The sequence below is a fragment of the Alcanivorax sp. DG881 genome (genome assembly GCF_000155615.1).
Lineage (GTDB): Bacteria > Pseudomonadota > Gammaproteobacteria > Pseudomonadales > Alcanivoracaceae > Alcanivorax.
The window spans coordinates 128,917-148,031 of the sequence record NZ_DS989915.1 but is presented as its reverse complement, the minus strand read 5'-3'; the positions used below and the strand labels follow the sequence as shown (position 1 = coordinate 148,031).

11 protein-coding genes are annotated in these 19,115 nt (G+C 59.8%); 4 read left to right on the top strand and 7 right to left on the bottom strand.

The features are described 5' to 3' along the window. Positions 1-175: 175 nt before the first annotated feature. Both ADG881_RS00610 and ADG881_RS00605 read right to left on the bottom strand, forming a co-directional pair. Entirely contained in the window at positions 176-3,463 is a 3,288-nt protein-coding gene (locus ADG881_RS00610; protein WP_198004979.1) for a hypothetical protein, read from the bottom strand. Positions 3,464-3,651: 188 nt separating this feature from the next. Then, positions 3,652-4,671 (bottom strand): alpha/beta hydrolase, encoded by a 1,020-nt coding sequence (locus ADG881_RS00605; protein WP_007150954.1) that lies wholly within the window; start codon positions 4,669-4,671, stop codon positions 3,652-3,654. 109 nt (positions 4,672-4,780) lie between these two features. Between ADG881_RS00605 and ADG881_RS00600 the strand changes: the two genes are divergently transcribed. Continuing rightward, a complete protein-coding gene (locus tag ADG881_RS00600; protein WP_007149174.1) occupies positions 4,781-5,611 on the top strand; it encodes an ion transporter in 831 nt (276 codons plus the stop codon). A 190-nt stretch (positions 5,612-5,801) separates the two neighbouring features. Here the strand turns inward: ADG881_RS00600 and ADG881_RS00595 are convergent, their stop codons facing one another. The 5 genes from ADG881_RS00595 to nirB all read right to left on the bottom strand — a co-directional run bounded on the left by ADG881_RS00595 (position 5,802) and on the right by nirB (position 13,736). Next, the gene (locus ADG881_RS00595; RefSeq protein ID WP_007151376.1) at positions 5,802-6,653 is read right to left on the bottom strand and encodes a peroxiredoxin; all 852 of its coding nucleotides are present in this window, start codon (positions 6,651-6,653) and stop codon (positions 5,802-5,804) included. A gap of 267 nt (positions 6,654-6,920) precedes the next feature. Next, on the bottom strand, positions 6,921-9,581 hold the full coding sequence (locus ADG881_RS00590; protein WP_007150388.1) for a nitrate reductase: 2,661 nt from the start codon (positions 9,579-9,581) through the stop codon (positions 6,921-6,923). After that, the gene (locus ADG881_RS00585) at positions 9,578-10,831 is read right to left on the bottom strand and encodes an NAD(P)/FAD-dependent oxidoreductase (protein ID WP_007148938.1); all 1,254 of its coding nucleotides are present in this window, start codon (positions 10,829-10,831) and stop codon (positions 9,578-9,580) included. The genes ADG881_RS00590 and ADG881_RS00585 overlap by 4 nt, the downstream gene beginning before the upstream one ends. Before the next feature lie 25 nt (positions 10,832-10,856). Next, positions 10,857-11,201 carry a nitrite reductase small subunit NirD gene (gene nirD, locus ADG881_RS00580; protein ID WP_007151458.1) on the bottom strand — a complete coding sequence of 115 codons (345 nt, stop codon included), beginning with the start codon at positions 11,199-11,201 and terminating at the stop codon, positions 10,857-10,859. Between the two features lie 3 nt (positions 11,202-11,204). Then, positions 11,205-13,736: a nitrite reductase large subunit NirB gene (nirB, locus tag ADG881_RS00575; protein ID WP_007150926.1), complete on the bottom strand. Its 2,532-nt coding sequence runs from the start codon at positions 13,734-13,736 to the stop codon at positions 11,205-11,207. Positions 13,737-14,060: 324 nt separating this feature from the next. On the opposite strand from nirB, the gene ADG881_RS00570 reads away from it, so the two are divergent. The 3 genes from ADG881_RS00570 (at position 14,061) to ADG881_RS00560 (ending at position 19,080) form a co-directional block, all read left to right on the top strand. Beyond that, positions 14,061-15,533 (top strand): NarK family nitrate/nitrite MFS transporter, encoded by a 1,473-nt coding sequence (locus ADG881_RS00570; RefSeq protein ID WP_083787438.1) that lies wholly within the window; start codon positions 14,061-14,063, stop codon positions 15,531-15,533. Positions 15,534-15,807: 274 nt separating this feature from the next. After that, entirely contained in the window at positions 15,808-17,277 is a 1,470-nt protein-coding gene (locus ADG881_RS00565; RefSeq protein WP_007150069.1) for a NarK family nitrate/nitrite MFS transporter, read from the top strand. Between the two features lie 96 nt (positions 17,278-17,373). Beyond that, the gene (locus ADG881_RS00560) at positions 17,374-19,080 is read left to right on the top strand and encodes a bifunctional protein-serine/threonine kinase/phosphatase (RefSeq protein WP_007150977.1); all 1,707 of its coding nucleotides are present in this window, start codon (positions 17,374-17,376) and stop codon (positions 19,078-19,080) included. The last annotated feature ends 35 nt before the right edge of the window (positions 19,081-19,115 follow it).

Sequence of the window (19,115 nt, the reverse complement as noted above, 5' to 3'; positions counted from 1 at the left end):
ACAAAAAAGCCGCCTTCAGGGCGGCTTTTTTGTGGGCGTTCCCCTATGGAGACTCACTGCAGGTATAGCCCACTTCGCTTGCAGACAAATCCCCAGTGCAAAAGCGCTTCTTCGCTAAGCGCACAAAAAAAGCCCGGCAATTGCCGGGCTTCTTCAAACGGTTAGCAGGGCTAACTTAGCCGCCGAACAAACCGGCCAAGCCAGAACCTCCCTCCAGCAAACACTCGAATGCCAGCGTCGGGCTAAGGCCACCCGCTGCTGCATCAGGGCAGATTCCATCAAGGATCGGATCAAGCGGCGTGCCGTCACCGCCAGCGCCACCACTGATGGCTTCCATGAAACACGCCGCAGGGTCCACGTTACCGTCGGCAGACTCTTCTGAACAAATCTGGTCGGTCAGCGGATTGGAGCCCGAGATTGCATCCTGAATGTCTCCGAAAGCAGAACCGGCTTCAATCAGACAATCGAAAGGCGTCGTCGGCCCCAGATCCGCTTCGGAAGCATCCGGGCAGAACTGACCCAGTACTGGCGCCAACGGGTTGCCATCGGCACCCGGCAGGCCACCACCACCCGGAGCAAAACCACCAGCGGCTTCTTCGAAACAGGCAGCCGGATCAATCGGGCTATCTGCAGAGGCTTCCGGACACAATTGCTCGGTCAGCGGGTTGCTGCCCAACAGCAGGTCCTGTACGTCACCAAAGTTACCGCCCGCTTCGGTCAGGCAATCCAGTGGAGTGGTCGGGCCCAGATCTGCTTCGGAGGTGTCCGGGCAGAATTGAGCCAGTACCGGCTCCAGCGGGTTGCCATCGGCACCCGGCAGCTCACCACCGCCTGGCGCAAGACCACCGGCCGCTTCCATAAAGCAGGCTGCCGGATCAATCGGGCTATCTGCAGAGGCTTCCGGACACAGTTGCTCGGTCAGCGGATTGCTGCCCAGCAGCAGGTCCTGCACGTCGCCAAAGTTACCGCCCGCTTCGGTCAAGCAATCCAGCGGAGTGGTCGGTCCCAGATCCGCCTCGGAGGTGTCCGGGCAGAATTGTGCCAGTACCGGCTCCAGCGGGTTGCCATCGGCACCCGGCAGCTCACCACCGCCTGGCGCAAGACCACCGGCCGCTTCCATGAAACAGGCTGCCGGATCAATGGGTGCATCCGCAGAGGCTTCTGGACACAGCTGCTCGGTCAGCGGGTTGCTGCCCAGCAACAGGTCCTGCACATCGCCAAAGTTGCCACCAGCTTCAGTCAGACAATCGATCGGCGTGGTCGGGCCCAAATCTGCTTCGGAGGTGTCCGGGCAGAATTGAGCCAGTACCGGTTCCAGCGGGTTGCCATCAGCACCCGGCAGCTCACCACCGCCCGGTGCAAGACCACCGGCCGCTTCCATAAAGCAGGCTGCCGGATCAATCGGAGCATCCGCAGACGCCTCCGGGCACAGTTGCTCGGTCAGCGGGTTGGAACCCAGCAGCAGGTCCTGTACGTCCTGGAAGTTGCCACCGGCTTCCGCCAGGCAATCTACCGGGGTGGTCGGGCCGACTTCGTTTTCAGCGGTTTCCGGGCAGAACTGTTCCAGCACCGGCGCCAGCGGGTTATCACCGCCACCACCGGGCAGACCGCCTGCACCACCGGCAGCCTCTTCAAAGCAGGCAGCCGGATCAACCGTGCCGTCAGCAGACTCTTCCGGGCACAGCGCCTCGGTCAGCGGGTTGGAACCGGAGATCAGATCCTGAACGTCGCCAAAGGCGGAACCGGCTTCGGTCAGACAGTCGATGGGCGTGGTCGGGCCCACTTCGCCTGCAGCGGTTTCCGGACAGAACGGCTCCAGCACCGGTGCCAGCGGGTTATCACCGCCACCACCGGGCAGGCCGCCAGCACCACCGGCCGCTTCTTCAAAGCAGGCAGCCGGATCGATAGGCGTGGTCTGGGCCGCTTCCGGGCACAGGTTTTCTGTCAGCGGGTTCGGACCGAGCAGCAGATCCTGCACGTCCTGGAAGTTGCCACCGGCTTCCGCCAGGCAATCTACCGGGGTGGTCGGGCCGACTTCGTTTTCAGCGGTTTCCGGACAGAATTGTTCCAGCACTGGCGCCAGCGGGTTATCACCGCCACCGCCGGGCAGACCGCCAGCACCACCGGCCGCTTCTTCGAAGCAGGCTGCCGGGTCAATCGGCGTGGTCTGAGCCGCTTCAGGGCACAGGTTTTCCGTCAGCGGGTTCGGGCCCAGCAACAGGTCCTGAACGTCACCAAACGCAGAACCGGCTTCAGTCAGACAGTCGATGGGCGTGGTCGGGCCCACTTCACCTGCAGCGGTTTCAGGACAGAACTGTTCCAGTACTGGCGCCAGCGGGTTATCGCCACCACCGCCACCGGGCAGTCCGCCACCGCCAACTTCCATGAAGCAGGCTGCTGGATCAATCGGCGTGGTCTGGGCCGCTTCCGGACACAGGTTCTCGGTCAGCGGGTTCGGGCCCAGCAGCAAGTCCTGCACATCTTCGAAATCACCGCCCGCTTCCGCCAGACAGTCCACAGGGGTTGTCGGGCCGATCGGTGCGGCAGCGGTATCCGGACAGAATTGTTCCAGTACCGGCGCAAACGGGTTGCTGCCATCGCCACCGCCCGGGTCGCCGGGGAAACCACCAATACCCATGGTCGCTTCGGCGAAGCAATCCGGCGGGTTCACTCGGCCATCCGCCGCATCCTGAGGACAGATCTGTTCTGTCAGCGGATTGGGCGCGGTGATCATGTCGATGATGGTGATATAGACACGGCTGGCTTCATCCAGACACGCGGTTGGAGAGGCCGGGTTGGGCGCAATCGAGCCGGTTTCCGGGCAAAGCTGCTCGGCAATCGGGTCTGCGGCGCCATCGCCACCGTCACCACCACCGGGCAAATTGCCACCAGCAGCGGCTTCTGCGAAGCAGTTGGCCGGGTCAACGTTACCGTCCAGGGATTCTTCCGGGCAGATCGCCTCGGTAATCGGGTTGGAACCGCCCAGCAGATCGCCTGCGTTCTGAAGATTGCCCGCCGCTTCCTGCAAACAAGCCGCAGCAAAGGTGCCGGACTGCTCGAAGAACCCGGTCAGGGCAGCCTGCGGATCTTCCTGCAGCATGGCCGGATCAAACAGGCCGGCAGGATCAAAGGCCACCGCCGCATCCGGGCAGAACTGCTGGACAATCATGTCCTGTGACAGCTCGAAACCGGTGTCGTCTTCCGACCCTTCTTCACCTTCAGTCAAACACTCACCGGGATCCATGGATCCCCCTTCACCGGCGTCGCCAGACGCATCCGGACACAAGGCATCGGTGAGCTCATTCTGTTCGTCGATGATCTCTGCGATTTCCGGTGGTAGCGCGCGCGTGGCAGCGTCCGAGGTGTTGGAAGCTGGCGCTGAACTGCTGCCTCCCCCACCACAGGCTGCCAGCATTGCCGCAAGGGCGCTGCTGCCGACCAGAAGTTTGAATTGATTAGCCAAGATGAACCCCTCCATCATATCTTTGTCGTTATGGCCCCCAGAACAGGAGCTGGTATCAACGACTATGGAAGGGATGTGCAATCTGCTGTAGAGCAAGGAGGTTGGTAGACTGTTAACAAGCGTAGCCAGCGTTACCCATTAGTGTCTGAACAAGGCTCAAGACAACTTTTTGATTACAGTCTGCGGAATTACCCCTTGGCAGAGCGCCAGGAATTGCCTCCGGCAATCTGCGCACGGGCCCGTACATGGGCAGCCTCATCACTGTGGCCTAGCCTGGCATTTACAAATACGCCAATCTCGCGCAGTGCCATACTAGCCTCGGGCAACCAGGCGGCCAGGGCATGGAACACATGGGGCATCTGCTCCCAAACCTGCAGCGTATGCTCTACCCCCGCCCGCTCGGCCTGGTCCGCCACCCGCACCGCATCACTGTAAAGCACCTCGGTACTGCCCACCTGAATCAGCAATGGTGGCAACCCGGTGTAATCGGCAAACACGGGGGACAGCAAGGGCGCAGCAGCATCCTGGCCCCGGCTGTAAGACTTGGCCACAAAGCGCAATGCGCCAAGCGGGATCAACGGATCGCTTTCTGCGTTGCGATGAATACTCTCTCCGCTGCAGGTGAGATCGCCCCAGGGGCTGATCAGCACAGCCGCAGCAGGTAACGGCAGATTCAGTTCACGCAATCGCAGCAAGGTGACCAGGGAAAGATTGCCACCAGCGGAATCCCCCGCCAGCACGATATGCTCCGGCCGGTAACCGGTATCCAGCAACGCCTTGTAAGCGCGCACCGCATCTTCCAGGGGTGCAGGGTAGGCCCAGTCCGGGGGCTGGCGATAATCCAGCGCCAGCACTTTGGCGCGGCACTCGCGGCTGAGTCGCCAGGTCACCGCCCGATGGGAACGGGGCGATCCGAAAAAATAGGCACCGCCGTGAAAATACAGCACCACCCGATTACTGCGCACGTTGCGCCCGGCAATCAACCACTCACCGGGGACGCCCCCCATATGAGCGCGGGCAATATGCACTGACGAAGGCACTGGTAAAGCCAGGGTAACGGCATCAAACCCCAGTTGAGAGAATTTCATGAAACGGCGGCTAAAACGGATACGGCTGACCACCGGTTTGACCACACCCTTGATGGTCCGGGTGATCACTTTTCCTTGCCAGCTCCGGGCCGGATAATGTTTCTTGTTGTTGTCTGCCATGCTTTTGGCCGTCCCACAATGGAGACTTGAGCCTAAGTGGTCATCCCGGCTTGAACAAGCCACAATAAGTCACACTTTGTTCATCCACGGTCAAGGATTCAACCCGCGTATGGAAACCCTGCGGCAACGCTGGCAACACATTATTTTCGGCACCGACACCCCCGCCGGGCAGTTATTCGACATCATTCTGATTGTGGCGATTCTGGGCAGTGTTATTGCCGTGATGCTCGACAGTGTGTCCAGCCTGCACGAAGAATACGGTGTCGCGCTGTACGCCGCCGAATGGTTCTTCACCATTCTGTTTACGATTGAATACACCATCCGGCTGTGGGTCAGCGAACGACCGCTCCGTTATGCACGCAGCTTTTTTGGCGTTGTGGATCTGTTGTCGATTATCCCCACCTACCTGAGCCTGCTGATCCCCGGCTCCAATTACCTGCTCACCATCCGGGCCTTGCGCGTACTGCGCGTATTCCGGGTGATGAAACTGGCCAAGTTCATGGGCGAGGCCAACCAGTTGGGTATTGCCTTGATCCGCACCCGACGCAAGATCGCCGTGTTCATGTTTTCCGTGTTCGTGGTGATTATTATTTTCGGCAGCCTGATGTATGTGGTGGAAGGCCCCGAGAATGGTTTTTCCAGTATTCCCCAGAGCATTTACTGGGCTATTGTGACGATCACCACGGTTGGCTATGGGGATATTTCACCGCAGACAGGCCTGGGGAAACTTATCGCCTCACTGGCCATGATCACCGGTTATGCGATTATTGCCGTGCCCACCGGGATTGTGACCGCCGAGATTTCCGCCGCCCGCGTGAGCATGCGCTATGAGCGTGAATGCCCAGGATGCCACCGCCATTCCCACGAGCCCGATGCCCGCTTTTGCCTGCAATGCGGTGAAGAATTACCGAAGCTTTCCCTGAAAGGACCGGATGATTAAAGAAAGCGGCAGGTTTTTAGCTTCTAGCTTCTAGCTTTGATCGTCCTGCGGACGATGTTCTCGCTTCGCTCGGTTCGCACCCTAAACGGTGCTCCTACAGCAGCTTCGTAGAAAAGCAGCTGCTGAGGAACTTTTCCGCCTTTCTTTATCGAAGCGAGCGTAGCTCGTAGCTCGTAGCTCGCCCCTGCTTTTAACTGTCAATCAGGCCCTTCTCGCGCAACACCTGAATAAACAGGTCAGGCTCCGGGCGGACCCGGTAATTGTCTGTCAGGTGTTGATACACCAGCCGACCTTCGGCATCGACGATAAACACCGTTGGCATGACCGTATCGCTGTCGTAACCCAGCGCTTCCAACCCGGCCGGGGTACCGCCGGCATCCATAATGCCCAGGGCTCGCGCCGCCTGGTTGTTATCATCACGCAGGTACTCGAAGTCCACCTGAAATTGCTTCGCCAGGTCCGCAGACTGGCTATGGGATTGCGGGCTGATCAATGCCACCCGAACCCCCTGGGCCTGCAGTGACTGATATTGCGCTGCCACTTCACGAATCTGTGCCATGCACAACGGGCACCAGTTGCCGCGGAAGAACAGCATCACCATTGGCTGGCCCGCATAATCCGCCACGGTTACCGGCTTGCCCTCCAGGTTCGTGAAGGTGACGGCCGGCAACGATTCACCCAGTGCCACATTCGCCTCGCGAGTGCCGTAGCGGCTATACCAGCGGATATAAGCGTGCACCCCGAGCAGGTTGAGAATCGCCAGGCTAACCATCACCACACAGGCCTGCCCGGCCAATGCCAGGCTGATGACCGCCAGCGTACCCAGCAAGGTCGGCCAAAATACCGTTGGCAAATTCTCGCTGGTGCGAGCCGGCTTCAATACGAACAGATAACTGAAGAATCCCACCGAGGGGACACAGGTCAGCAGCAATACCGCCCACGGCCAGCCGCCACCGGTAAACAGCTGCCAGAGCGCCATGCCGGTGGTGAACACCGCCAGGGAAATAAACGTGGAGATAAACAGTGATTTAAGGCTTTTCATCGTCGTTCCCGTTTCGAATCAGTGGATAAGATGCGAAACGGGAACCCGCGTTACAAGCAAAATGATGCCAGGGAGAAAATAAGAATTAGGGAGCCTCTGCAAAATCCCTTACGTGCTCAGCGTGGCCTGAAGCGTGCAGCTGTTGTGACTTGTCTCGACGGACAGGGTGGTTCCCTTTCCTAGAGGCAAGACGCAGCAGATGGGCGCTTCAGGCCGCGCCCTTCGGGTCTTCCAGGCTGAGCATGCAAGGGGTTTTGCAGAGGCTCCTTAGCTGGTGCAGGTTTCCAGCAAGCCCCGCAGCTCCGGAATACAGGAGCCACAATTGGTGCCCGCCTGGCAGCCTTTGCCAATGGCTTCCACGGAATCCGCGCCCTCTTCCACCACACCCTCGATGGTTTTCTGACGGACCTGGAAACAACTGCAAATCACTGGCCCCAGATCCGGGCCGGCATCCGCCGGTTGCCCGGCCAGGATCGCCATGTGCTGGATGTCCGCCTCCACAGCAAAACAGTCTGCCAGCCAATCCACATCACACACTGGCAGGGTTTCGCCGATGGCCAGCCAGGCCAGCAAGTGGCCGTCCTTGTCCAGCGCCGCGCGCCGGTAGTGTCCCGTGGCGGGATCGTTCAGCGCCAGCCACTGGGCAGCCTGGGGCAGCCAGTCGTGAAGCTGTTGTTCGGTTAGGTCCGCATCGCCGGCCAGCCGATAGCGTTGTACCTGGCCCGCCTGCAAAAATGCATCGACGGGAACTCGGGCCCAGTACTCCACGGCGGGTGGGGACGCCGCCGTGAACAACCAGCCATGCCAGCGGGGTTGCCAGTCGCTGACATTCACCGGCGTATGCTTGAACGCCGGCTGGCCGGAATGCGGATCCAGACGTGCCGGCACCAGGGCATCCACCCGGGCGCGGCGAGAAAACTGATCGGTCCAGTGCATGGGCATGAACGCGGTGCCGGGGCGCTGCCCGGTATCGCGGGTGACCCGCACCAACGCATCACCGACACGGCTGGTCAGGCGCACGAAGCCGCCCTCCTGCAGCCGGTAACGCTCAATATCCTGGGGATGCAACGCCGCAAAGGGCTCGCTGAGGTGGGCAAACAGACGCCCGGCACGGCCGGTGCGCGTCATGGTGTGCCACTGGTCCCGAATCCGCCCGCTGTTGAGAATAATCGGGAAGGCATCACCGATCTGGCGCGCGGGTGGATTTTCACAGCTCACAAAACGGGCCCGCCCACTGGGAGTAGAAAACTGGCCGTCGGCATAGCAGCGAGGGTCGCCGTTCAGCGGCCAGTGCTGTGGCTGCCACTGGGCATATTGGTCGGCGCTCAGATCCGCGGCTCCGGTCAAATCCAGCCGCTTGCCAAATTGGCCAGCCACCGCGGTGAGCGCCGAGTACTCGGCAAAAATGTCGTGTTCATGCTGGTAGGGAAAAGCGTCGGCAAAGCCCATGCGTTGAGCCACTTCGGTAATAATCCACCAGTCTGCTTTCGCTTGCCCGGGGGCTGGCACAAATGGCCGCTGGCGCGATACGCATCGCTCTGAGTTGGTGACCATACCGGATTTCTCGCCCCAGCCCAGGGCCGGCAAGCGAATATCCGCGCAGGCAAGCGTGTCACCGCTGGCCACGCAGTCGGACACCACCACGGTGTCGCAGGCCATCAGGGCCTGGCGTACCTTGTCCGCTTCCGGGAGGGAGTCCACCGGGTTGGTGGCCATGATCCACACGGCTTTCACCTCGCCGCTGGAAACCGCCTCGAACAATTCAACCGCTGTAAGACCATTTTTTGTGGCCAACGCCGGCGCCTGCCAGAAGTCCGCCACGGCGGCGTGGTGCGCCGGGTTATCGATATCCAGGTGCACGGCCAGCTGATTGGCCAGCCCCCCCACTTCCCGGCCCCCCATGGCGTTGGGTTGGCCGGTGATTGAAAACGGGCTGGCGCCGGACTTGCCGACACGGCCGGTGGCCAGGTGGGCATTGATAATGGCATTGCCCTGGTCAGACCCGTTGCGGGCCTGGTTCACGCCCTGGGAGAACACGGTGACCGTGCGCTCGCAGGCGGCGAACCAGTGGTAAAACGTGGTCAGGTCCACCTTGCTCACGCCCATCTTCGCGGCCAGTGCTTCCCAATCGTTGCCCTGTCTGCGGGCAGTCTCCAGGGTGGCCTGAAAGCCTTCGGTGTGAGCATCGATGTAGGCCTGGTCCAGCGCCTTGTTGTCGTCCAGCCAGGTGAGCAGGCCATTGAACAGCGGCACGTCCTGCCCCGGGCGAATGGCCAGATGCAGATCAGCCAGGTCACAGGTAGCCGTGCGGCGAGGATCAATCACCACCACTTTCATATCCGGGCGCGCCTGTTTGGCGGCCACGATGCGCTGGTACACGATGGGATGCGCCCAGGCGGTATTGGACCCGGTGAGGATAACCAGATCCGCCAGCTCCAGATCTTCGTAGCAGCCGGGCACCACGTCTTCACCAAACGCCCGCTTGTGGGCCACCACAGCGCTGCTCATGCACAGGCGGGAATTGGTATCGATATTGGCGCTGCCGATGTAGCCCTTCATCAGCTTGTTGGCCACGTAATAATCTTCTGTCAGCAGCTGGCCGGAAACGTAGAACGCCACGGCATCCGGGCCGTGTTCGTCAACGATACGCCGGAAGCGCCCTGCCACTTCATCCAGCGCCTGGTCCCAGGACACCACTTCGCCATCCACTTCCGGATTCAGCAGGCGATCTTGATCACCCAGGGTTTCCAGTACCGATGAGCCTTTGACGCATAGCCGCCCGGCATTGGCCGGGTGCTGCGTGTCCCCTTTCAGGGTTACGCCGTCGGTGCGGATACCACAACCGACGCCGCAGTACGGGCAGGTCGTACAGGTAGATAACGGGGCGTTCTTTGGCTCCGTTTCCTGGATCTTCGCTTCAACACTCACGCAGCGACTTCCTCCGAATGCTCATCACTGTCGCCGGGGCGTTTGCAGAAAACCTCGCCCAGCAACAGGGCTTCACGCAGCGCGCCGATGTCCGTCTTTTCTTTCCACAGTTTTTCGAAAAACGGGGCGTCAGACACATCGCCGTACAACACCATGCCGACCACACGGTTATCGCGAATCTGTACACGCCGGTAGCTGCCGGGCAGATTCAGCTGCAGGGTTTCCCCCTGCTCTGTTCCCTTGCCCCGGTCACCGAGAAAATCGCCACAGGACACCAGATCGATACCGGAAATTTTTAATCGTGTGGCGGAATCCGCATACAGATAACGGCGATGGCCCAGCTCGGCCAGGTGGCTGGCACAGACCGACGCCTGCTCGTACAGCGGCGCCACCAGGCCAAAGGTGCGCTCGCGGTGCTCCACACACTCACCGATGGCATAGATGGCCGGATCAAAGGTCTGCAGGGTGTCATCCACCCGCACCCCTTGATTCACGGTCAGCCCGGCACTGGCGGCCAGCTCGGCACGGGGCACAATGCCCACCGCCTGCACCACATAATCCGCGGGCAACCGCTGGCCATCTGCCAGGTGCACAGCCGCAACCGCGCCCTGGCCGTTGTCTTCGATGGACTGGGTACGCGCCTGCATGACGAACTTGAGCCCGCGGGCCTCCAGGTCCTGTTGCAGGCGATGCCCTGCACTTTCATCCAGCTGCTGGTTGAGCAGATGGCCGCGACTGTGGACCAGAGTCACGTCGTGCCCCTGCTTCACCAGCGCGTCCGCGGCTTCCAGACCCAAAAAACCGCCGCCCACAACCACCACCCGGGCAGCCGGGAGCGACAACAACCGGCGCACGTCGTACAAGTCACGAAAACTGACAACACCATCCAGGGTGACACCTTCCACCGGCAACTGGCGCGGTGCCGCACCTGTCGCCAGCAACAACCGATCATAATCCAGCAGGTGCCCGGCGGCGGTTTCCACCTGCCGGCGGCGGCGATGAATAGCCACCACCGGGGTGCCGGTAATCAAACGAATATTGCGATCCCGATACCACTGGTGCGGGTGCGTGGTAATGGTTTTCTCATCGGTGCCACCACCCAACAGCGGCGACAACATGACGCGGTTATAGCCGGCGAAGGGCTCATCCCCCACCACCGTGATCTGATACAGATCCGGTGCCAGGCGGGTCAGCTCTTCCAGCAGGCGGCAAGCCGCCATGCCATTACCCACTACAACCAGTCGCTTCATGCGCGCGTCGTCCTGTCGATTTGTTTCAGGCCGGGGTGGCCAGTTCGATCACATCACCTTGCACACGCACCGGGTACACGGTCAGCTTAACGCTGTCGTCTTCGATGCATTGCCCGGTTTCCAGCTCAAAGTGCTGCTTGTACAGCGGTGAGGCGACAACACGTTTGTCACCCAATGAGCCCAGCAGTCCCCGGCTGAGTACGTTGGCATGGCTAAACGGGTCCATGTTGTCCAACGCATAGAAATTGCCATCACGGGTGCGGAACAATGCCGCCTGCCCAGAGGGCAGACGCACGCCCACTCCTGTGCCCGGCAATACGTCGTCAACGCTGCAGATTGCTTTCCATTCCACGGTCACTGCGCTGTTCATGGCTTACGCCTCCTCGACCAGTTCGATGCGTTCATGCTCGTAGGCGGGACGACGCTGGCCGCGCTCACGCACGTAGGCCAGGTTGTCATCCGCTTCGGCGGTCTCATTGATGAAGTGGTTAAAGCGTTTCACCGCTTGCGGATCCTCAATGGTGGACTTCCACTCGCACTGATAGGTCTCAATCACGTGCTGCATCTGCGCTTCGAGTTCGTCGCCCATGCCCAGGGAGTCGTTCAGGATCACGTCTTTCAGGTAGTCCAGTCCGCCTTCCAGGTTTTCCAGCCAGACGCTGGTGCGCTGCAGGCGATCCGCCGTTTTGATGTAGAACATCAGGAAACGGTCGATGGTTTTAATCAGCTGCTCATCGGTGAGATCCGACGCGAACAGATCCGCATGGCGCGGACGCATGCCGCCGTTACCGCACACATACAGGTTCCAGCCTTTCTCGGTGGCGATCACGCCCACGTCCTTGCTTTGCGCTTCCGCGCACTCACGGGTACAGCCGCTCACCGCCATCTTGATCTTGTGCGGGCTACGCAAGCCCTTGTAGCGGTCTTCCACCTGAATGGCGGTGCCTACGGAGTCTTTCACTCCATAGCGACACCAGGTGGACCCCACACAGGATTTCACCGTACGCAGGGATTTACCGTAGGCGTGACCGGTTTCGAATCCGGCATCCACCAGGATTTTCCAGATTTCCGGCAACTGCTCGACACGGGCACCGAACAAATCCACCCGCTGGCCGCCGGTGATCTTGGTATAAAGGTCGTATTGCTTGGCCACTTCCCCCAGCACGATCAGTTTGTCCGGGGTGATTTCACCGCCCGCCACGCGCGGCACGATGGAATAGGTGCCGTCGCGCTGCATGTTGCCCAGGAAGTAGTCGTTGGTGTCCTGCAGCCCGGCATGGGGTTTGTTGAGCACCCAGTCGTTCCAGCAGGAAGCCAGCACATTGGCCACGGTCGGCTTACAGATGTCACAGCCGTCACCGCTACCGTGTTTTTCCAGCAGCTCGTCAAAGGTGGTGATCTGCCCGACGCGTACCAGGTGATAGATTTCCTGACGGGAATACGCGAAGTGTTCGCAAATGTGGTTGTTCACTTCCACACCGCGTTTTTCCAGCTCGCTGTCCAGCACTTGCTTCACCAGCGCGGAACAACCGCCACAGGTAGCCGATGCTTTGGTGCAGGCTTTCAGGTCGCCCACGGTCTGGGCGCCACCGTCGATGGCGGCACACAAATCGCCTTTGGAAACGTTATTACAGGAACAGATCTGCGCTGTGTCAGGCAGTGCATCGGCGCCCAGCAGCGGCGCACCATCTGACATGGGTGCTACCAGGGCAGACGGGTCACCGGGCAGGTCCATTTCATTCAGGCAAAGCTGCAACAGGTTGCCGTAATCCGCGGCATCGCCCACCAACACAGCACCCAGCAGTTTCTTGCCACACTCACTGATTACCGCCTTCTTGTAGACACCGGCTGTCTGGTCCATGAACACGGTGCTGCGACAACCGGGCGTATTGCCGTGGGCATCACCAATGGATGCCACATCCACGCCCATCAGTTTCAGCTTGGTGCTCATGTCCGCACCGGCAAATTCCTGTTCGGCTTTGCCCATCAGGTGTTCAGCGGCCACCTCGGCCATCTGGTAACCCGGCGCCACCAGACCAAAGATGCGACCTTCCCACAACGCCACTTCGCCAATGGCATAGATGTGCTCATCGGAGGTGACACAATGGTTGTTGACCACGATGCCGCCGCGTTCACCAATGGCCAGCTCGCAGGCCCGGCCCAGTTCGTCCTGGGGACGAATGCCCGCAGAGAAGACAATCACATCGGTTTCCAGATGCTGGTCGTCACCGAAATTCATGCGGTGCGTGCAGTGTTCACCATCCACGATGTCCTGGGTGCCGGTGCTGGTGTGCACGGTGACGCCCAGTTCCTGAATCTTGTCTTTCAGCAAACCGCCACCAAAATCATCCACCTGCACGGCCATCAGGCGCGGGGCGAATTCCACCACGTGGGTCTCCAGGCCCAGATCGTGAAGCGCCTTGGCCGCTTCCAGGCCCAGCAGGCCGCCACCGACAACCGTGCCCACCTTGCCGGTTTTACTGGCGGCAATCATGGCATCCAGGTCATCAATGGTGCGGTACACAAAGCAGTTATCGCGATCATTACCGGGAATCGGCGGCACGAACGGATAGGAACCGGTGGCCAGAACCACCTTGTCATAAGGCAGGCTCTCACCGGTGTTGGTGGTGACCGTTTTAGCAGCCCGATCAATCGCGTCCACCTTGGTATTCAGTTTCAGCGTAATGTCGTGCTCTTCAAAAAAGCCTTCCGGCACCAGCGACAGGTCGTCGGCGGTCTTGCCGGAAAAGTAACTGGTCAGCCCTACGCGGTCATAGGCCGGCAGCGGCTCGGCACACAGTACCGTAATATCAAAGTGCTCCCGGCCACCCTGGGCCACCAGAGACTCCAGATAACGTTGTCCGACCATCCCGTGGCCGATCAGAAGAAGTTGTTGCTTTGCCATAAGGCTCACCCTCGCGGTGCGTAACTGACACCCGCACTACAGCAATCCCTATGCCAACTTTATAACTCTATGTAATTTATGGATTTATTCTCTTTTTTTCCGAATAACCACAAAAAACCTGCTTTCTTTTAATGCGCCAGTGCACGAGATGAATGCACTTTTATGTGCACCGATATGAACCACAATCGCGCTCTCCCTTTGCGCACAGCCGGTGCATTTCCCTCGCAACAACACCGCTTACCCAAGACAAATCAAACAGTTAACTGGCTGGCACAGGAGTTGCTCGCAACCCCCCACCGTTAATCGCCCATGCATGGAGTAGTCATGAGCGCAGATAGACTCAATCTTCTGAATTTTTCCTTGCCACGAATCCGCCTTCTCCATTTAAGTTGGGTGGCGTTCTTTATCAGTTTCGCCCTGTGGTTTTCCCACGCCCCCTTAATGGGGCACCTGCGCGACGTCTTCGACCTGACCGGCGAACAGGTTAAGGCACTACTGATTCTGAACGTGGCCCTGACGATTCCGGCACGCGTGGTGATCGGCTCCCTGGTGGACCAGTTTGGCCCGCGGCGGGTTTTCTCCACCCTACTGATGAGTGCGGCCCTGCCCTGTTGGGCCTTTGCCTTGTCCAACAGCTTCGAGCAGCTGGCGATCAGCCGCTTGCTACTGGGTTTTGTGGGCGCCAGTTTCGTGGTCGGCATTCGCCTGATCAGTGAATGGTTTCCCGCCCGGGAGGTGGGCCTGGCTGAAGGTATTTATGCCGGCTGGGGGAACTTCGGTGCCTTTGCCTCTTACGTCACACTTCCCACCCTGGCCCTGTTTTTTGGTGGCGAAGACGGTTGGCGCTGGGCGGTGGCCAGCACCGGCTTTATCTCCTTCCTGTACGGGCTGTTCTTTATGTGGCGCGCGCGCAATACCCCCGCCGGCGCGTCCTATTTCAAACCGAAAAAAGCCAGTGCGCTGGAAGTCAGCAACCGGCGTGACCTGTTCTTCTATATTGGCGCCAGCCTGCCGTTGTACATCGCGTTGTACATTATTGTGTGGCGGCTGGGCCCGGCAGGATTCCGCTTGTACGACAACAGCACCCAGGCCATTTTCATCGTCGCTGTCAGTTTGCTGGCCGCCATTCAGTTATCACAGATATGGCAGGTCAATCGCGAACGCTGGCAGCAAAGCGCCCCGGAACAGGACAGCTATCCCTTCAAGCAGGTGGCCATTCTCAACCTGTCCTACTTCATTACGTTCGGCTCGGAACTGGCAGTGAATTCCATGCTGCCGTTGTTCTTCCTCGACACGTTCAGCGAAGTCACTCCGGTTACCGCCGGATTGCTGGCGTCCGCCTTTGCCTTCACCAATTTAGTGGCGCGCCCCGGTGGCGGCTGGCTTTCTGACCGCATTGGCCGCAAGAAATCCCTGACTATTCTGTTTTGCGGTTTGTTAATGGGTTTTGTGCTGCTCAGCCAGATCAACAGCGGCTGGCCTGTGCTTCTCGCCATGGCGGCCACCATGGTCTGTTCCTGCTTTATTCAGGGCGGCGGCGGTGCCATTTTCGCCACTGTGCCGCTGATCAAACGCCGCCTTACCGGGCAGATTTCCGGCATGGTCGGCGCCTACGGCAACGCCGGCGCCGTGGTCTTTCTCACCGCCCTGACGTTTGTGGATGCCAGTACCTTCTTCCTGGTAATCGCCGCCTGTGCCACCGCCGTACTGGTTGCCGTCCAGTTTCTGGACGAACCCAAGGGGCACATTGCAGAGGTGGATGAAGATGGCCGCGTTCAATTAATCGAAGTGAGCTGAATGGCCCCACATGCGCGCGCTTCATCGCGCCTCTCATCCATCCTCCACCCACAGGACCGGGGCTCCATCCCGGTTCTGTGGGTAGGGAGCAATGCCCCAATCACGAACACTTTTCGTGCACCACCCTACAGCTTGTCGTTTCACCAACAGGCACCCCGCTTGCTGAAAACGCACAAGAAAACAAAATTAATTCATTAAAATCATAACGTTACAAACTGGCACGCAGATTGCTTTATCCACACTTGTCATCAATGCTTCCGTGTATGGAGATACCATGAGCGCCGACAAGCTGAACCTGCTGAATTTTTCCGCGCCACGCATCCGGCTGTTGCACCTGAGCTGGCTCGCTTTCTTTATTACCTTTGTAGTGTGGTTCTCCCACGCGCCCTTAATGGGCCACCTGCGCGAAGCCTTCGATCTAAGTGCAGAACAGATCAAGGCGCTGTTGATTCTTAACGTGGCATTGACGATTCCTGCCCGCGTCGTGATTGGTTCGCTGGTGGATCGCTTTGGCCCACGGCGGGTGTTCGGCCTGTTGCTGATACTCGCCGCGTTTCCCTGCTGGGCCTTTGCCCTGTCGACCACCTTTGAACAGCTGGCAGTCACCCGCCTGCTGATGGGTTTTGTGGGGGCTGGCTTCGTGGTCGGCATCCGCCTGATCAGTGAATGGTTTCCGGCCCGGGAAGTGGGCCTGGCCGAAGGTATCTATGGCGGCTGGGGCAACTTCGGCTCTGCCGCTGCGGCCATTACGCTTCCTACCGTGGCGCTGCTGTTCGGCGGTGACAATGGCTGGCGCTTGGCAATTGCCAGCACCGGTGCACTGGCGATGGCTTACGGTGTTTTCTTCCTGTGGCGGGCTCGCAACACCCCGGCGGGCGCCTCCTATTTCAAACCAAAAAAAGCCAGTGCACTGGAAGTCAGCAGCCGCAAGGACCTGTTTTTCTACCTGCTGATGAGCCTGCCGCTGTATATCGCGCTGCTGGTGATTGTATGGCGCCTGGGCCCCAGTAATCTGGATCTGTTCGGTACCACCACGCAAATCATGCTGGCCGCGCTGATCGTCAGCCTGGCAGTCGTGCAGCTGGGGCAGGCCTGGCGCGTTAACCATGAACGCCTGAAAACCGGCGTCGAGGAACACGACCGCTACAGCTTCAAGCAAGTGGCCATTCTTGATCTGGCCTACATGGTGACCTTTGGTTCAGAACTGGCCGTGGTCTCCATGCTGCCGCTGTTCTTCACCGACACCTTCAGCCTGTCTGCAGTGACCGCCGGCCTGCTCGCGTCTGGCTACGCCTTTATGAACCTGGTCGCACGGCCGGGCGGCGGCTGGGTCTCTGACAAGTTTGGCCGCAAGAAATCCCTGGCGATCATGCTGTGTGGCCTGATGGTGGGCTACGGAATGATGAGCCAGATTGCTGGCAGCTGGCCCATCGCGCTGGCCGTGATCGCCACCATGTGTTGCTCGTTCTTCGTGCAGGCCGGTGAAGGCGCCGTGTTCGCCACCGTGCCACTGATCAAACGCCGGCTCACCGGACAGATTGCCGGCATGGTCGGCGCCTACGGCAATGCCGGTGCGGTGATCTTCCTGACCGTGCTCACGTTCGTCGATCCGTCCACGTTCTTCCTGGTGATTGCCGCCAGCGCGGCAGTGTCTCTGGCCGCGGTTCAGTTCCTGGACGAACCCAAGGGTCACATTGCGGAAATTGATGACGACGGCAATGTTCAGCTGATTGAGGTGGGATAACGTTTTCCCTCCGAAGTAGCGACCAGGCCGGCAGGGATGCCGGCCCACCCCATAGACAAACAAGAACCGCTCGTTAACGGCACAGGAGCCAACACGATGGATGCGTCCACCGCCCCGGCAAACATGGCAGCCCCCCCGGTCGAACCGGATCTGCACCCACGGGTGCGTATCGGCCAATTCAGTGACAGCGGCCCCAAGCTGCATAATCAGGACGCCCTAGCCATGCAGATACCGGAAGGCTCGCTGATGCGCACCAAGGGCATTGTGGCGGCACTGGCCGATGGCCTGTCCAGTGCGGGCGCGGCCCGGGAAGCGGCGGAATCCTGTGTGCTCGGTTTTATCAGCGATTACTACGCCACCCCGGCACTATGGAGCGTGCCCCGCTCTGCCCAGCGGGTGCTGGAAGCCCTGAACCGCTGGCTCTGCCGACAAACCCTGGCCGGGGAAAGTCATCTGTGCACACTGTCCCTGTTGATTTTGCGTTCACGCACCGCCCACATCTTTCAGGTGGGCGACTCCCGTGTCTGGCGCCTGCGCAACAACAAGCTGGAATGCCTGACCCGGGATCACAGCCGCATGATCGGCGAGAATCGACAGGTACTGACCCGCGTTATGGGCGGTGACACACGTCTGGATGTGGATTACAGCAACAGCGATCTGCAAGTGGGCGATGTCTATCTGCTAACCAGCGATGGCGTGCACGGCTTTCTCACTCGCTCACGCATGCAGGGTATTTTGCGTGGCGCCAACCAGCCGGAACTGGCGGCGCAAACCCTGGTGGAAGCGGCGCTGGCCAACGGCAGTGATGACAACCTCAGCTGCCAGGTACTGCACGTGGAAGGCTTGCCCGATGCCAGTGCCGATGAAACCCTGAAACAGCGTGGCAACCTGCCGCTTCCCCCGCCACTGTCTGCCGGTATCCGTATCGACGGCTTTACCGTGAAACGGGAGCTCTATGCCAGTGTGCGCAGCCACTTGTATCTGGTGGAAGACAACGACGGCAAACAATCGGTATTGAAAACGCCATCGGTGAATCTGGAAGATGACCGCGATGCCCTGGAGCGTTTCGTCATGGAAGGCTGGGTGGGCAATCGGTTACGCAACCCGCATTTACTCCATGCCCTGCCCGTGCCCGACAACCCATCGTGTTTGTACCAACACCTGGAATTTATCGACGGTGTGACCTTGAAGCAGTGGTTAAAGGAACACCCGGATGCACCGGTTGAGGAAAAACTGTATCTGGCCGATCAATTACTCAATGGCGTGCGGGCCCTGCACCGTGCCGATGTGATTCACGGCGACCTGAAACCGGACAACATCATGGTGGATACCGAGGGGCTGGTCCGCATCGTGGATTTTGGCAGCTGCCATTGCCGCGGCATGGAACAGCACACCGCCAGCATTCCGTTAGGGACCCGGCACTACAGTGCGCCGGAACTGGTGGAAGGCGAAGCGCCCAGTGAGCAGAGCGACCTGTTCTCCACCGCCGTGATTATTCATGAAATGCTCACCGGCGCCCTGCCCTGGCAAGGCCGTTATGAAAAATCGGTGCACCGCCCGCTTCCTCCCCTGCAAGGCCACAATGCGTTTATTCCGCTCTGGATCAACAACGTCTTGCAGTTAGCCCTGCAACGGCAACCGAAATTGCGGTTTACCGATGCGGCAGAATTTCGCGACGCACTGCGCCGCCCGGTACGCAGCAATAAACCGGTAGCGGACAGTAATATTCGGCAATTACGGATGTGGAAAGGCGCGGTGGTGGTCCTGGCCGTGTTGCTGCTTATCAGCGTTGCGACGAGATAATTAATAACGCGCGATACCCTATTATCTTGTTTGCA

What these genes read in the sequence shown, in the direction of transcription:
- nirD (WP_007151458.1), bottom strand. Translation starts at nt 11,201, where the DNA reads ATGAACAGCGCAGTGACCGTGGAATGGAAAGCAATCTGCAGCGTTGAC.
- nirB (WP_007150926.1), bottom strand. Translation starts at nt 13,736, where the DNA reads ATGGCAAAGCAACAACTTCTTCTGATCGGCCACGGGATGGTCGGACAA.
- ADG881_RS00570 (WP_083787438.1), top strand. Translation starts at nt 14,061, where the DNA reads ATGAGCGCAGATAGACTCAATCTTCTGAATTTTTCCTTGCCACGAATC.
- ADG881_RS00585 (WP_007148938.1), bottom strand. Translation starts at nt 10,831, where the DNA reads ATGAAGCGACTGGTTGTAGTGGGTAATGGCATGGCGGCTTGCCGCCTG.
- ADG881_RS00600 (WP_007149174.1), top strand. Translation starts at nt 4,781, where the DNA reads ATGGAAACCCTGCGGCAACGCTGGCAACACATTATTTTCGGCACCGAC.
- ADG881_RS00595 (WP_007151376.1), bottom strand. Translation starts at nt 6,653, where the DNA reads ATGAAAAGCCTTAAATCACTGTTTATCTCCACGTTTATTTCCCTGGCG.
- ADG881_RS00605 (WP_007150954.1), bottom strand. Translation starts at nt 4,671, where the DNA reads ATGGCAGACAACAACAAGAAACATTATCCGGCCCGGAGCTGGCAAGGA.
- ADG881_RS00565 (WP_007150069.1), top strand. Translation starts at nt 15,808, where the DNA reads ATGAGCGCCGACAAGCTGAACCTGCTGAATTTTTCCGCGCCACGCATC.
- ADG881_RS00560 (WP_007150977.1), top strand. Translation starts at nt 17,374, where the DNA reads ATGGATGCGTCCACCGCCCCGGCAAACATGGCAGCCCCCCCGGTCGAA.